The sequence below is a fragment of the Arcicella sp. GW458-12-2-14-TSB2 genome (assembly GCF_059423785.1).
Map to the genome: position 1 here is coordinate 1 of NZ_JBWKYN010000064.1, position 16,490 is coordinate 16,490.

The window sequence follows — 16,490 nt, forward strand, 5'->3', positions numbered from 1 at the left end:
ATAGTATATTGAGTTTTCATCCATTCATCCAACTAAATTCTCATCGTTTGACATGAATTCAAACAAAAAAATACTCTTGTACTTTATCGCATCCATCATCACTTTTCAAGCTTTTTCACAGCGTAAAAGAAAAGACTACCTTGTTACTTTTAGCACTCCTTTCGGAGAAATGCACGCTGTTTTGCACAACGAAACACCCCAACACAAAAAGAATTTTTTGAAACTAGTAGATGATAAATTCTATGATGGATTACTGTTTCATCGGATTATCAACACATTTATGATTCAGGGAGGTGACCCAAATTCCAAAAATGCCAAAGCAGGAGAATTGCTCGGTAATGGTGATGTGGGCTATAAAGTGCCAGCGGAAATCACGCCTGAATTGTTTCATAAAAAAGGAGTAATAGCTGCCGCTCGTGATAATAATCCCGAAAAGGCCTCCTCGGGCTGTCAGTATTATATCGTACAAGGACAGGTTTGGAATGATTCAACTTTAGCTAAACAAATGGCGAGAAGCCCCTTGAGAATTTATACTGAGGAACAAAAAAATGTTTATAAAACCATTGGTGGAACACCTCATTTAGATGGTAATTATACTGTATTCGGACAAGTAATTGATAATCTTTGGGTGATAGATTCAGTGGCTCGTCAGCCAAGGGACAAGAATAATCGCCCTTTGAAAGATATTGCCATGAAAATTACCTGTAAAAAGATGCGTAAAAAGAAGATTACTAAATTGTATGCATATACGTTTGGAGAGTAATACCATGTTTATTTTACTAGAGAATTTTAAAAAACTTCTATTCTCCATATCTTACTTTTCTTTTCTTGACAAAAGAAAAGTAACCGCAGCGGCGGACCGCAAAAGAAAGTCAAGAAATTCCGAATCGCATCGGCGAACCGACTCGCTTCGCTCAAACAGCGGAATTTCGAGAAATGGTTTTCATATGATTTTATTAATTTATTTAAAGGAATTAATAAAAATAAAATTCTTCTTAAGAAAGTAATAGATAAAGAGAAATGTCAAAAAAGAAAATACTCATTACTGGGTCTAATGGACTACTGGGGCAGAAATTGGTTTCATTATTGGCGAATCAAGCTGATATTCATTTGATTGCTACTGCCCGTGGCAACAATCGTTTGTCGTTTACAGATGGTTACGAATATCAGGAAATGGATATTACGAATGCTGAACAAGTGGTAGAGGTAATTGAAAGGATTCAGCCTAATGCCATTATCCACACTGCTGCCATGACGAATGTTGACCAGTGTGAATTTGAAAAAGATTTATGTTGGGCAATGAATGTAAAGGCTGTTGAATATTTGGTGGAGGCTTGCGAAAAACACAATATTTATCTTTGCCATCTTTCTACTGACTTTGTTTTTGATGGGAGTGCTGGTCCGTATTCGGAGGAAGCACAACCAAGTCCAGTAAGTTATTATGGCTGGACAAAGTATGCAGCAGAGGAAGTGGTAAGGCGTTCGACATGTCGTTGGAGTATTGCCAGAACAGTTTTGGTATACGGAATCGTTTCGGATATGAGCCGAAGCAATATTATTTTATGGGTAAAGAAATCGTTGGAAGAAGGTAAAAGTATTAAAGTAGTAACCGACCAGTTTCGCACGCCCACTTTGGCAGAAGATTTAGCCAAAGGCTGTTGGTTGATGACTGACAAAGAAGCAGAGGGGATTTTTCATATTTCTGGAAAAGACTTTTTAACACCTTATGAAATGGCAATTAAAACGGCAGATTTCTTTCACTTAGATAAATCACTCATTAGTACAGCTAATGCTAATAATTTCACACAACCTGCCAAACGCCCACCGAGAACAGGATTTATTTTAGACAAAGCTATTTCCGTTTTAGGCTATAATCCTGTAAGTTTTGAAGAGGGGATTGCAATTGTGGCAGAGCAAACAGAAGCTTTATTATAATTTACTCGCTTACTCATGCCATGACTTCAAGTCATGGCATGAGTTTAGTTCGTCAAACAACAAAAAAATCCCTACAAGAAATCATTCCTGTAGGGATTTTTATTGAGTTGAATATTACTAAAGATTCAATTTCTTCAATTCTTTTACCGCAAAATCTGCTGCTCTGGCTGTAAGTGCCATATACGTAAGCGATGGATTTACACACGATGCAGAAGTCATAGCCGCACCATCCGTCATAAATACGTTTTTCACAGCGTGTACTTGGTTATGGGCATTCAATACCGAAGTTTTAGGGTCGCGTCCCATACGGGCAGTTCCCATTTCGTGAATAGCCATTCCTAAGTAAGAACCATTATCATACGTTTTTACATTTTTTACACCCGATGATTCCAACATTTCTTTAGCATCGTTCATCATATCGATACGCATTTTCTTTTCGTTTTCACGTAAGTCAGCATCAAACACCACTACAGGCAAGCCCCACTTATCTTTAGTGGTTTTATCAAGGAACATTCTGTTTTCGTAATATGGTAAAGTCTCACCGAAACCACTAAAGCCCATTGACCATGCTCCTGGTTGCGTTACTTCATTTTTGTAGTCTGCACCAAAAGAAAGCTCAGCTACGTTACGTTGCCAGCCTTGACGGCTTCCACCACCTTGGTAACCAAAACCACGTAAGTAATCACGTTTGTCTGAACCGATATTACGGTATCGTGGTATGTAAATGCCGTTTGCTCTACGTCCGTAGTAATATTTATCTAAATCGCCTTCCCATGTACCCGAAGCACCTGTACGGAAGTGGTGATCCATCAAGTTGTGACCTAACTGTCCAGAATCATTACCCATACCTTCAGGGAAACGGTTTGACACAGAGTTCATCATTAACGAAGTAGAACCGATAGTACTACCACAAACAAAGATGATTTTCGCAAAATACTCACGGTCTTGCATTGTTACAGCATCACGTACACGTACACCCGTCGCTTTTTTCTTATTTTCATCGTACATAATTTCAGTTACGATTGAATCAGGACGTAAAGTCAGACGACCTGTTTTAGCTGCTGGAGGTAGTGTACAAGACTGCGTACTGAAATATGCCCCAAACGGACAACCTAAAGAACATTTGTTACGATATTGACAAGAAGAACGCCCAATACCTAGTTGTTCTTTGGCCGCTGCTGAAAGGTTAGCCACACGCCCCATTGTAAGGTTACGACCAGGGAAGTTTTTCTCAAGACGTTGCTTCACTTCTTTTTCTACACAGAACATTTCCATTGCTGGAAGGAATTCGCCATCAGGCAATTGAGGTAAACCTAACTTTTCACCCGAAATCCCCGCAAATTTCTCAACGTATGAATACCAAGGAGCAATATCTTTATAACGAATTGGCCAGTCAACCGCGATACCATCTTTTAAATTAGCTTCAAAGTCGATGTCACTTAAACGATAAGATTGACGACCCCACATAATTGATTTACCACCAACGATGTTTGGACGATACCAGTCAAAACGTTTTTCTTCTTTATATAATGAGTCTGAATCATTCATCCAGTATTTTTCCGTCATTTCATTGTACGGATAATCACGAGATAATTTTGGATGGGATTCTTTTTGTTCTATTGTTAAACGACCATTGTATTTCATTTCCCAAGGGTCTTTCATGGCGTTTTCGTAGCCAGTAACGTGTTCTAATTGCTTACCTCTTTCAAGCATTAGTACTCTTAAGCCTTTTTCGGTTAATTCTTTAGCAGCCCAACCACCAGAAACGCCTGAACCAATTACAATGGCATCATAAGTCATTCCTTTAACTGCATCTATATTCAAATTTGACATCTCCTGATATGAGTTTTAAGCTTTTAGCTATTAGCAGTCAGCTTTTTGTTTTATAAAATAAAATTGGTAATAATTTTGAGAAATGACAGATGAATTTAGATAACAAAGCTTAAAACTCATCACTCACAATTCATCACTCATACTTACAGTGCCCATGCTTTTTGTCCCAGCTTCAACGGTACACAACCTTGGAATTTCCCCGGAATCGGAAGGTATGCCAACGCTTTAGTAGCACCAATTTCAGAGGTAAAATAGCCAGTTACCGTCAATTCTTTCATTCTTAAGAAGAAAGGCTTGTCGGTTGTTGTGCTTAGTTTAACCATCTCGTTTTTCTGAGCAGTATCTAATTCCACAAAACCTTTTCCAAATTTAGCTTTACTATCAGCATCTAATTTTGCCAAACCTGCATAGAATTTTTCTTGGTCTTCTTTTTTATAACAATCACGCATGACACGCACAATGAATTTTTCAGCGCCAGCAGCTTTCGCACCAGGAGTATCAGTGGTTGGAATAATAATATCAGCAACCTCCGCAAGCAACGCTTCTTGCTCAAGACTCACACTTACACTGTTGCCAGTATTAATAATTTGTCCCATTACTCCTGCCATTAAAGGGGCAGAAAGCACACCTCCCATCAGAAGGGCAACTCGTTGGACGGCTTCTCTACGGTTCATATTTTGGTTAAATAATTGATTATTAGATTATTAAAAAACGTTGTACTCAGCAGTTTATACTTTTTAGTAAAGTAAAGAAAAAAACGTTATCAAATTACGGTGAATATAAGTTTTTATTGAAATAGTTTAACTCTGACCTGTGTTATTATGAGTTTATGAGATGATGAGTTTAGAGTTTATGAGTTTAAGGTTTATGAGCTTATAAGTATGTTTTCAGGGCTACAAAGTTTGATTTTGAAACTTATAAACATTAGCATTTCTCTAAGCTTTAAACCTTTAACTTCTAAACTCATAAACATTAACCTCTAAACCCAAAACTCATAAACCTTAAACTCATAGACTTTTAGGCTTACTGCTCATCGTAAATACTAAAACACCACCTGCCATAATTTGTTGGTGTGTGATAAATTTTTCAGTAAAAGGCTTTCCATTAAGTGTCGCCGATTGGATATATGGCGTTTTTGCTGAATTGCCTTTAGCAATAATCTTAAATTGCTTTCCGTTAGGCAACTGAAGCGTCGTTTCATCAAAAGTTGGGCTACCAATCACATAATTTGGCGTACCCGGACACACGGGGTAATAGCCCATCATACTAAAAACCAACCAAGCTGACATTTGTCCGCCATCTTCGTTGCCACTCATTCCACCTGCTGAAGTATCGTATTCTTCTTTGATAATCTGACGTACTTTTGCCTGTGTTTTCCAAGCCTGATTAGCAAAAGGATATAAATATACAATTTGATTGTTGGGTTCATTGCCATGCCAATAATAACCTTGGTCGAATAAGGTATCCAATTTTTCTATAAAGCGTTTTTGCCCACCAATGTGGTTTATCAAGCCTTCCACATCTTGGGGGACGTAAAAAGTATATTGAGCAGGCGAGCCTTCGGTAATGAAGCTACTGCGTTGTGCAAAAGGGTCAAATTTGTCAATCCAACTGCCATCAGCATAACGACCACGAGCGTAGCCAGTTTGTGGGTCTATTACATTTTGATAGTTTTTAGCACGTTTCATCAAGGTTTCATAATCAGCTTTCTCGCCCAGCTTTTGGGCTACTTGTGCTAATACAAAATCATCATAAGCATATTCTAGAGTACGCGAAACTTGCTCTCTTTTGTGGAAAGCCTGCCAAACGGAATCTTCGAGCGGGATATAATTGTATTTTAAATAAGATGCCAAGGCTCTTCTTCCTTTGCCTTCTTCATAGCTATTTTGGTTTGTGTTTACTTCAAAAGCATTTTTACGCATATATTGATAAGCCGTTTTAATATCAAAACCTTTGATGCCCTTGATGTAGGCATCGCCAATGGCAGCAATGGCGTGGTCGCCAATCATGGCCGCAGTATAATGATTCCAGCATGGAAAAATAGGCAACCAAGTACCTTGTTCTGCTTTTTTGACTAAAGATTGCATCATATCTGCCGTTACTTTTGGTTCTAGCAAAGTATGCAAAGGATGCACCGCCCTGTAAGTATCCCACAGGTTATAATCTTCATAATAATCAAAACCTTTGGCTTGGTAAATGTTATCATCATCGGCAAAACCAGTATAAGAACCATCAATATCCGAGAATATTCTGGGTGTCAGTTTGGTATGATACAACGCAGAATAAAATAAGGTTTTATCATACTCTGTGCCTTTTACTTGAATTTTACTCAAGGCTTTATTCCAAGCTAAATTAGATGTTTGACGTGTTTTGGAAAAAGCCCAATGGTTGATTTCACCTTCAAGATTCTTTCGGGCTCCTTCCAAACTAGTAAACGAAGTACCAATACGTACTTTGACGATTTTATTACCGAATTGTGCATAAGCCCCAACAGCCTGTTTTTGTCCGTTGCCTTGTGCTTGTACAGATTTGGCATTTATAGCATTGTTCTTCCAAGTACCATAATCTGTAAAGGCTTGGTCAAATTGAATAACAAAGTATCCACTGAACCCTGCGGGCTTACCAAAACCTTGATAAATCCTGTGGACGGGATTATAACCAACTATTTCTTTTTTTTCAGGATGAACCTCTACAAAACCTTCCCCTTCGTCTGAATTGGGTTCAATCACTACATAATTATCCTGATGTTGGCTAAAAGTAAATTGTAAAAATCCCGAACGAGATAAGGCTGTCATTTCGGCTTTGATATTCCCTTTTTTCAGGTTTACCTGATAATAAGAAGGTTTTACTATTTCAGTTTTTCGGTCGAAATCGCTCCCTCTGTCTGTTGCATTCACATTCAATTTTCCAGACATTGGCATGATAGTCACACTGCCATAATCTTGCACACAGCTACCATTCATCCAATGAGTTCCTCTAAACCCCTGAATTTTAGTATCGTTATAATAAAAAGGAGGAATGCATTTTAATTCAGTAGCACTGGTTTGGGGTGTCCAAGAGGTCATGCCTTGTGGCACACCAATGGCTGGTACAATTTGCCCTTTCATTTCCGACCCTGCTTCACTGTGTTTTTTAGCACTTTCTGTCGTGCTAGGGGCTGAGCCAATGAGGGGATTTACATAATCGGCGGGCTGTTTTTGGGCTATGCTTGCTAAGGGAAATAACAAAGCGAGAAGAATATTTCTTTTGCTCATTTTATTGAAAATATGTTGCTTCGATTTTTGGTAATATTTTTATAAAATAGGTTAAGTTGGTATTTTTCTAGACTTTCAAAAACCATTTCTGGCGATATAAAAAATACAGAAAGCCTAACTGCACCAAAACAATTCCTGTCGCTAATCCCACAGGTTGCCACGGGGTATTGAGGTGTTGAATTAATCCTCCAAACAAATAATTGGCTGTTGACTCAAAGTTAATTAAGCCATGAGCTGCCATGTAAATGGTAATGGAATTCATACCAATCCAAACGAACGGAATTATCCAAAACTTGATAGCTAGTACGTCTATCACTAAATAAAAGACACTCATAAACAGTAAACTAAAACCACCTGAGCAAAGTACAAATGAGCTTGTCCACATGATTTTATTAATCGGAAAAAATGGATTCCAGAGGTAAGCTAATAAAATACAAATAATACCACTAGCTGACATTATTGCTACTTTTTTAAACCCTGCGATAGAGGTTGATTGTAAAAGTTTTCCTGTAAAGATTCCTAATAATGCATTACAAATAGCAGGTAAGGTTGATAACAATCCTTCAGGGTCATAAACCTTTCGATGAAGTTTTCCGGGTAAAAAGAGACGGTCTAGATAAGCGGATAAATTGCCTTCTTTGGTCAAAACGCCAGCACCAAAATCGGGTACGGAAACATAGTTCATTAGTAAAAAATAGCTAATGAGAATACCGAAGAAAATAAAGATTTGCGTTTTGAGGTCTGTATAAATAAAAATAATTCCTGCGAATAGACAAGAAAGGGCGATTCTGCCTAGCACACTGGCAATGCGTGTGTTTTCATACCCTTGCCATTTGAATAGCCCATTGACGATGGTACCAAGAATAATCAGGATGAAGGCTCTTTTGAATAAGCTTTTTAATATCTGCTTTTTAGCATGTTGATTGGCTAATTGTTTGCCAATACTATAAGGCATAGAAATACCAGCAATAAAAATAAACAATGGAAATATCAAATCATAAAAGGTAAAGCCGTTCCAATCTGAGTGGTGTAATTGGCTAGACATCCAATTGATAGCCGTGCTGTCAGAGGCTTTTGCCCATTCATGAATTAAGCCTTCGCCACTTATAATCCAAAACATATCAAAGCCTCTGAGGGTATCAAGTGATTGTAAACGCGATGAAGGATTACTCTTTTGCATAATAAAGGGATACAATTTACATTTTCATAATGGCTCTTGAAAACAATAGCTTTGCACCAAGAAAAATTCTTTGATACAAAGCTATTGATAAAGTAAGCATAATCAACTAAATCTTAGTAACCCGGATTTTGAGTTAATGATTTATTTAATTGTAAAGCATTTGTCGGGATTGGGAAAAGGCGTTTTTTAGGATCTGTATCGGTTTTCACCCCCCATGTACCTTCATATTTACCAAAACGAATCATATCGTTACGGTGCCAAGTTTCCCAAGCAAATTCTCTGGCTCTTTCTTCATAAAGTTGTTGCAATGTTACTGAAGTCCAAGGAGTAGAAGTTGTACGCTTACTCCTTACTTCATTCACTAAAGAAATAGCCGTTTGACCATTCGTTGCAGTGCCACCTTTCAAGATTGCCTCAGCTTTCATCAATAATATATCGGCATATCTGAAAATAGGTACATCGTTGTTTTGGTTTCTAGTAGCCGAAGTACTATCAGCATAGAATTTATTGTTGCGATAACCCATGTTCCAAGCTTTTTCATCATTCCCTAAATCAAAACTAGCAGGTTTTTTAATGATAATATCAGGAGTAATATCTACTTGATACGTTAAAGCTGCCCCAGCATCTGCACCTTTATAATCTTCGTCATAACCTTGTTTGGTTGCACGTAATGACCTCGGCATGGAGTATCGGGCATAAAACATATAACCATTCGGGGCGGAGGCATCGTAAGGAATAGCAAAAATAAACTCCTTGATTTGTGGACCATTGTTTACAAAAAACATTTTACGATAATCGCTTTCGATAGCATATTTACCAGAACTGATGATGTTATCACAAGCTGTGATAGCGTCGCTCCAACGAGCAGTTCCTGTATACACTTCTGCATTGAGATACATCTTAGCCAAGATAGCATAAGCAGTGTATTTATTCGGACGACCATACGTTTCTTGACCAACAACAGTACTCAGGTTAGGTAGACTTTCTTGTAACTCCTTTTCAATAAATTTAAAGACATCTGCTCTTTGAGTGGTTTTAGCAACGGTTGTATCACCAAACTTTGTCGAGATAGGTACATTTCCCCATAAGTCCATCATCATGAAATAACACAACGCACGCATGGTTCTTAATTCTGCCAAACTCGTCGATTTAGCGGGAGATTCTGGCGCTTTTGAAATCAAAAAGATGTTTTGATTACTTGTACTGATAGTCGTAGTTAACCAAGTCCAAGAGCCTTGTACGTGAGCGTTGTCGGGGTTCCAAGTGTGTTTATGGTGTTGTTCATAACGACCACCATCATACCAGTTTCCTCCACGAGCAGGCAAAATAGCTTCGTCAGTACTCAATGATTGTAAGAACCAATATTCTACTGCAAAGCTTTGTCTGAACGAATTATAAGTTGGTCCTGCTGCCTGAATAAATTGTGTTGGCGTCTGCGGGAAAATCTCAGGTGTTAATTCCGTTGTTACAGGAATGTCTAAGTCATGACAGGACATTAGTCCAGCCATACTTGCTATGGTGATTATAAATTTAAGTATGTTTTTCATCTGTTTCGAAAATTAATTTTTTTAGACAATGCTTTCATTTACCTCAATAAGTCTCATTCGCATTGTTTAAATAATCTTTAAAGTGTTCTTAGAAAGAAGCCGATAACCCAAATAAGAATGTACGGGTTTTAGGGTAAAAATTATTCGAGTCAACCCCCGGTGCTACGCCCCCTTGATTGATTTCTGGGTCGATACCTTTGTAGCCTGTTATCACAAACAAATTGTTTACCGAAGCATATAAACGGATGCGTTTGATATTTTTGGTAATATTCTTGAATGAATAACCCAAAGTAGCATTATCTAAACGTAAGTAGCTTCCATCTTCTATGAAACGAGATGAATAACGATAAGAATTATAGTCGTTAGCTGATTCTTCGGCTACTTCAATAGGAATATTGGTGAATCTGGCAGTACTTGGTCTGAACAAATCTGCACGCGTCACGTTCATGATTTTGTTGCCTAATACCGCTCTCATGAAGATATTCAAATCCAAGTTTTTGTAAGTGAAATTGTTTGACCAACCTAATAATAATTTAGGCTGAGCATTGCCTAATGCCTTGTAGTCTTTTACGCTTACTGGTTTGGTAGTCAACTCACCTTTGGCATTATAATATTGTGATACACCATTGGCATCTTTACCAGCATATTCGTAAGTATAAAACTGACCAATTGGCTGTCCTGCTACAATCAACTGAATGGTTTCACCCGTTTGTCCGCCACCATCTGGTTGAACGATTTTCACTGAGTCAGTTTTTAATGAAGCATTTGAAAGACTTAAGATTTTGTTTTCGTTATGTGCTAAGTTAAAAGTAGTATTCCACGAGAAATTCTTCGTTTTTACAGGGCTAGCATTCAAGGTAACTTCATAGCCTTTGTTACTCATTTCTCCCACATTGGCCGTTAAAGAACCATTTGGATACAACACCGTACTTACAGGATAAGTCCAGATTAAGTCAGAAGTCTTTTTGTTGTAAACTTCAACAGTACCACTAATTTTTCCTTTAGCCACCGAGAAGTCGATACCAAGGTTCGAAGTTGCCGTTTTTTCCCAACCTAAATCAGGGTTTTCGTTTTGTAATGCACCAATCGCTGCTTGTTGTGAACCATTGTAATAAAATGTTCCAACATTTCCGTAGATTAATTTAGTAGTATATGGGCTGAAACCTAACGAGTTACCCGTTACCCCATAACTAAGACGTAATTTTAATTCACTGAAAACCTGTTGTTTTTCCATGAATGCTTCTTGGTCAACTCTCCAAGCAAAACCTACTGCTGGGAAGTACCCCCACTGTTTGTTCAATCCGAATACGGATGAACCATCACGACGAATAGACCCTTGTAATAAGTATTTGTTTTTGTAATTATAGTTAACACGTCCGAAATCTGAGATTAAACGTACTTGTTGATAATTATCACCACCATAGTTTACTCTGAATGAATTAAGCGCATAAGGGTTACCAAGTCCTAAATTGTTATATCCAACGGCATCAACTGGGAAGTTTGTACTAGTTGCCTGAAAACCGTCACCATTGATGCTTTCTTGCCAAGAATAACCTACTACTGCATTGATTGAGTGGTCGCCAATTTGCTTGTCCCAAGTAAGGAAAGTCTCCAAAAGGTTTTGAGTATTCTGGTAAGCGTTTCTTGTTGCCAAACCATTAGTACCTACTAAGTTGATAAATGATGGGTTTCCTGGAGGTTCTGGCGTGCTACGAATGTTATTATAGAATTGCGTATAATAGCTATTGTAATAAGCACCATAGTTGGTCTGGAAATTTTGGTACGAAAATTTTACATCATAAGTAAAACCCAATGGTAGTTTCAACTGACCAAAGAAAGTACCCACTAAACTTTTATACTTCAAGCGTTCTTGTGCATTTTCAATCAAAGACACTGGGTTGTAATAACTTGTATGATTGAAGTTATCATAAAATGAACCATCAGCGTTACGTACAGGAACAGTAGGCAAATAGGTTAGCATTTGTGCTAACACCGTATTTCTATAAGGTACCCATTTGGCATCACTTACTGAATTGGTTACTGATAAACCCAATTTCAAATTATTGTTAAATGCTTTTTGTTCGATAGATAAACGAGCTACCACACGATTTAAAGCACTTGATTTAATGATACCTTCTTGATCGAAATAGTTAATACTGGCATTGTAAACGGTACTTTCGTTACCTCCACCAAACGAAATGTTATGGTTTTGGCTAATGGCTGTACTACGCTGAACAGCATCTTGCCAGTTGGTATTTGCACCTAAATCATCTTCTGGGGATAAAGCTTGCCCATTTTTGGTTAAGAATGCTTTCAATTGGGTAGCATTCATCATTTCATATTGCTTAGATACTTTATCTATTGCCATATATGAACTATATGATACCTGCATTTGTCCTTTGCTAGCACGTTTGGTAGTTACCATAATTACGCCATTGGCAGCACGGTTACCGTAAATAGCCGTTGCTGCAGCATCTTTTAGGATGTCCATGGTAGCAATATCATCAGGAGCAATCAACGAAATATCAGCCCCTGGCACGCCATCAATTACGAATAATGGCGATTGTGCACCGTCACGAAGAGAAGAAGCACCACGTAAAATAATAGCTGCCGCACGGTTAGGGTCACCACTGCGCGTAATGTTTAAACCTGGAACTTTACCTTGTAATAACTGGCCAACATCACTGATGGCTCCTCTGTTCATATCTTCTGGTTTGATAGTCGTAATAGCACTTGTCAAGTTTTTACGCGATTGAGTACCGTAACCTACTACTACTACTTCATCTAAACTTTGGTTTTCAACTAACATCGATACGTTGATTACCGAGCGACCGTTTACTACAACTTCTTGTTTCTGATACCCAACAAAAGAGAAAATCAAGGTATTGTTTCCGTCGGGTACAGCAATTTTATACTGTCCTTTTGTATCCGTCGAAGTACCTCTATTTGTATTTTTGACCAATACCGAAACTCCTGGTAGTGCTTGCCCTTTTTCATCGGTGATGGTTCCGCTGATTGTTTGTTCGGCGATTATTTCGTTTGGGATGAGCGATTGAATGTTTTCTCTTTCAGCAACAGCTTTTTTGCGAAGAAGAATACGATTATCGATTACTTCATACGAAATGTTTAAGGGTGTAAGAAGGTCTTCTAAAACCTTCGATAATTTATCTTCAGTAAAATTGAAAGACACAATTTGCCCTGCCTGAATGGCATTTGGGCTATAGACAAACTTAACATCTGCTTTCTTCTCTAGCTGGAATAATACCTTTTTAATAGTACTCGACCCAGTTCTTAGCGTAATACTTTTATTGAGTACCTCTTGCGAAAAAGCACTGTTTGCGAGAGAAATCCCGCAACAGATAATCGAAAGGAATAGTTGAGTAATGGTAATTCGCATCGCTTTGGAGAGAATCTTTTTAAATGATAATTTTTTTTTCATACTTTTAACTGTTTTTAAACTGTGAAATGTGGAAAAACAAACCCTAAGCATCGTTGCGATGCCACCGAATTGGCGTTTGGTGGGGTTTCTAAGGCCGGTAATGCTCGTAACATTATCGGCTTTTTCTTGTGAAAGCAACTACTATGTTTTCATGGAGTTAATGGGAATTAAGAGTTTTGAGTTATTTTTAGCTTTAAGTAATGAGCCGTGAGCTTTGAGCAACAAAATTTTTAGTCATGACCTTTTTAGGTTTTATCCAAAAGATAATTGAATGATTAACAGCTCATTGCTCAAAGCTGATAGCTCAAGGCTAACAGCTTATTGACAGCCCACGCCATTCACAAAAATCACCGTTCCACGCTGTTCGTAAGTAGCGTTGATGGATTTACAGATTAAATCAAGCTGGCTGTGCAATGGAATTTCATTCAAATCTGCCGTGAATACACATTTGTTTAACTCATGATTTTCAATGACAAATTCAATTTGATATGCTTCTTTCAAGCGATTGAGTACTTCGGTAAGGGGTGTTTCGTCAAAAATAAAATCTAACGTAGTGGCTGGCGTGTTTACAATGATTGGGTTTTCAACCAGACTAGGAATTATTTTTTTTGTTTCTTTATCAAAAGTGATTTTTTGATTAGGCGTCAAAATTACCCCGTTTTTATGAGTGCCTGTTTTTTCTGAATTTTCATAAACAGAAACCCTTCCCGTTACCACCAACACCTCAATCGCTTTTGAATCATCGTAAGATTTAATGGTGAAACTTGTTCCAAGTACTTCTGTAACCAAATCGCGGGTATGCACAATGAATGGTTTTGATGGATTTCGCTTTACCTTAAAAAAAGCTTCTCCTTTCAAATACACATTGCGGTTTTTATCATTAAAGTGTTCTGGATAACTAATACTACTAGCGGCTTTCAATACAATTTCGCTACCGTCTTCTAGTTTAATTTTTTGAGATTTAGAAGAGGTGTTTTTTACTTCAATTACGCCTAAGTTGCTATCTATACTTTCGGTAAATGAGCTTGTATAAGCAGTAGTTTTCTGATAATAGAATAGTCCGAAAATGCCAATCATCAATGAAGCGGCAATAGCAATAGCCGTCCATTTAAAGCGACCAGAAATTACTTTGTTAGGAAACAAACTGTGTTGGATTCTTTCCCAAAGGTGGTGTTCAATATTATTTTTTTCAGAAGGGCTCAATCTCAGTTCACTATGTTTCAACATATTGTCGGACCATTCCTTTATCATCGCCTCTTCTTCTGTCGTGCAATCTCCGTCAAGGTATTTTTCTAATAATTTATCGAAATCGTATTGGTTCATCTTTCGTGAATTTTTCTGCAAGTATGGAGTTGATTTATCAAATGCTAGGCGTTGAATCGAGTTTAATATGCTTTAAAAGTGAATGTTTAGTTATCTGAATGATACACCTTTAAATTCTCTCTTAGTACTTTTAGCGATTTAGTGATATGATATTCTACGGCTTTTTCGCTGAGGTCTAAGCGTAGTGCGATGTCTTTTACCGATTGGTTTTCAAATCGACTCATCTTAAATACTTCACAGGTTTTTTCTGGTAATTTCTTTAAGGCTTCATCCACTGCTTTTGATAAATCTGCAAAATGTACAATTTCTTCGGTTGAGAAAGACTGCTGTATTTCGTGAAAAATAATATACTCTTGAAACTTCCTATTAGTGATTTGCGACTTGATATAGTTAGTCGTTAGATGCTTGATAGCTACTACCAAATAAGCACTCAAGAATCGAATGTTTAAATGCTCTCTTTTTAGCCAAAGACTTTCAAACAAGTCGTGTACAAGCTCTTCAGCTTCCTCTTTTGTGCCAGTTTCGTGATAGGCAACACCAAAAAGTTTGTACCAATAACGATGGTAGATTTCCTCAAAGGCCTTTTTGTCGTCCCTTTTCAGAAAGTCTATCAGTTGTTCGTCACTTAGTTGAGAATGCTTCATGTGATTGTTCCGGAATCGATATTTGATGTATAGTCAAACAAGTCGCTAAAATCCCTAAATGATTTTAAAAAATATTTTTAAAATACAATTTAAGGTGCTTTGCTGTCCTGCTTACACTCAGAAAAGGGTAGAATGTGCATTTCTACGCGATATTTTTATGAATAATACATAATTCACTCAATTTTAAATTTTGAAACATGAAAAAGTTATTCATTTTACTTTTATTAAGTATCGTATTTGTCGAATTTAGCTATGGGCAAATTGATAATAAAGCCACTAACGAAACCAAAGCCTTATACCAAAGCTTAGCAAAAATTTCCAAGAAAAATATTCTTTTTGGGCATCAACATGCCACTGAGTACGGACATGGATGGTTTGGTGACGAAAACCGTTCGGATGTAAAATCTGTAACAGGGTCACATCCAGCTGTCATTGGTGTAGATTTAAGTGGATTGTCGGGTAGACCTTCTGCACAAATTGCTAAAACAGCTGAGTTATTAAGGAAAAATGTAGTGGATACCTATCATCGTGGAGGAATAACTACGGTAGCTTGGCATTTTTCTAATCCTGCATCCAAAGGTGGTTTTTATTGGAACGACTCTGTTTCGGTAGCTTCTATCGCATTGATAAAGCCCGGAGGGTCGTATCATGAAGCCTATAAAGAAATCTTGAAGACAATAGCTGATTTTGCTAAATCGGTAAAAGGGCAGGATGGCACGTTAGCACCTATGATTTTCAGACCTTATCATGAATTTGACGGAGATTGGTTTTGGTGGGGAAAATCTCATTGTTCTCGTGAAGACTTTATATCTGTTTGGCAATTTACGGTTACTTATCTGCGTGATAGTCTGGATGTTCATAATTTCATTTATGCCTTTTCACCCGACTGTAAATTTCATACAGAAAAAGAATTTCTAGACCGTTACCCTGGTGATGCTTGGGTAGATATGGTAGGAATGGACAACTATGCCGACTTTGGTAGAAATGGCAAGTATGATATTCAAACGGGCGTGAAAAAGCTGAAAATTGTAGCTGATTATGCCAAAAAGGCCAATAAATTGGCTGCTTTTACTGAAACAGGGTTAGAGTCCATTCCGAATCCTACTTGGTGGACTGAGACGTTATTGAAGGCACTTAAATCCGAAAAGATGAATTTAGCCTATGTGTTAGTTTGGCGAAATGATAGTAAAAGTCCAACACACTTTTATGCCCCGTTTCCAGAGCAAGTAAGTGTGCCAGACTTCCTGAAATTTTACAATGACCCTTACACACTTTTTGAAAATGATTTAAAAGATGTGTATGGCAAAAAGCACTGATTGATAAGTGAATAATCTA

The 16,490-nt window shown here is 37.6% G+C and carries 11 protein-coding genes; 3 read left to right on the top strand and 8 right to left on the bottom strand.

Annotated elements, in window-relative coordinates; genetic code table 11:
* The first annotated feature begins 52 nt into the window (after window positions 1-52).
* Window positions 53-763 carry a peptidylprolyl isomerase gene (locus AC07XN_RS11030; RefSeq protein ID WP_494743104.1) on the top strand — a complete coding sequence of 237 codons (711 nt, stop codon included), beginning with the start codon at window positions 53-55 and terminating at the stop codon, window positions 761-763.
* 257 nt (window positions 764-1,020) lie between these two features.
* Window positions 1,021-1,935, top strand: coding sequence for an SDR family oxidoreductase (locus AC07XN_RS11035; RefSeq protein WP_494743105.1), 915 nt, complete (start codon window positions 1,021-1,023; stop codon window positions 1,933-1,935).
* Window positions 1,936-2,052: 117 nt separating this feature from the next.
* Here the strand turns inward: AC07XN_RS11035 and AC07XN_RS11040 are convergent, their stop codons facing one another.
* From AC07XN_RS11040 to AC07XN_RS11075, 8 genes are all read right to left on the bottom strand, one after another.
* Complete coding sequence (locus tag AC07XN_RS11040; protein ID WP_494743106.1) at window positions 2,053-3,768, bottom strand: GMC oxidoreductase; 1,716 nt, start codon at window positions 3,766-3,768, stop codon at window positions 2,053-2,055.
* A gap of 143 nt (window positions 3,769-3,911) precedes the next feature.
* Window positions 3,912-4,442, bottom strand: a complete 531-nt coding sequence (locus AC07XN_RS11045) for a gluconate 2-dehydrogenase subunit 3 family protein (RefSeq protein ID WP_494743107.1) — start codon at window positions 4,440-4,442, stop codon at window positions 3,912-3,914.
* 333 nt (window positions 4,443-4,775) lie between these two features.
* Window positions 4,776-7,022, bottom strand: a complete 2,247-nt coding sequence (locus tag AC07XN_RS11050; RefSeq protein WP_494743108.1) for a GH92 family glycosyl hydrolase — start codon at window positions 7,020-7,022, stop codon at window positions 4,776-4,778.
* Window positions 7,023-7,089: 67 nt separating this feature from the next.
* Window positions 7,090-8,202, bottom strand: coding sequence for an acyltransferase family protein (locus AC07XN_RS11055; protein ID WP_494743109.1), 1,113 nt, complete (start codon window positions 8,200-8,202; stop codon window positions 7,090-7,092).
* Window positions 8,203-8,315: 113 nt separating this feature from the next.
* Window positions 8,316-9,749 carry a RagB/SusD family nutrient uptake outer membrane protein gene (locus AC07XN_RS11060; RefSeq protein ID WP_494743110.1) on the bottom strand — a complete coding sequence of 478 codons (1,434 nt, stop codon included), beginning with the start codon at window positions 9,747-9,749 and terminating at the stop codon, window positions 8,316-8,318.
* Window positions 9,750-9,837: 88 nt separating this feature from the next.
* Window positions 9,838-13,188, bottom strand: a complete 3,351-nt coding sequence (locus AC07XN_RS11065; protein WP_494743111.1) for a TonB-dependent receptor — start codon at window positions 13,186-13,188, stop codon at window positions 9,838-9,840.
* Between the two features lie 318 nt (window positions 13,189-13,506).
* Window positions 13,507-14,511 (bottom strand): FecR family protein, encoded by a 1,005-nt coding sequence (locus AC07XN_RS11070; protein ID WP_494743112.1) that lies wholly within the window; start codon window positions 14,509-14,511, stop codon window positions 13,507-13,509.
* Between the two features lie 86 nt (window positions 14,512-14,597).
* Entirely contained in the window at window positions 14,598-15,155 is a 558-nt protein-coding gene (locus AC07XN_RS11075) for an RNA polymerase sigma factor (protein WP_309912988.1), read from the bottom strand.
* Window positions 15,156-15,352: 197 nt separating this feature from the next.
* On the opposite strand from AC07XN_RS11075, the gene AC07XN_RS11080 reads away from it, so the two are divergent.
* A complete protein-coding gene (locus AC07XN_RS11080; protein WP_494743113.1) occupies window positions 15,353-16,471 on the top strand; it encodes a glycoside hydrolase family 26 protein in 1,119 nt (372 codons plus the stop codon).
* Window positions 16,472-16,490: the final 19 nt, after the last annotated feature.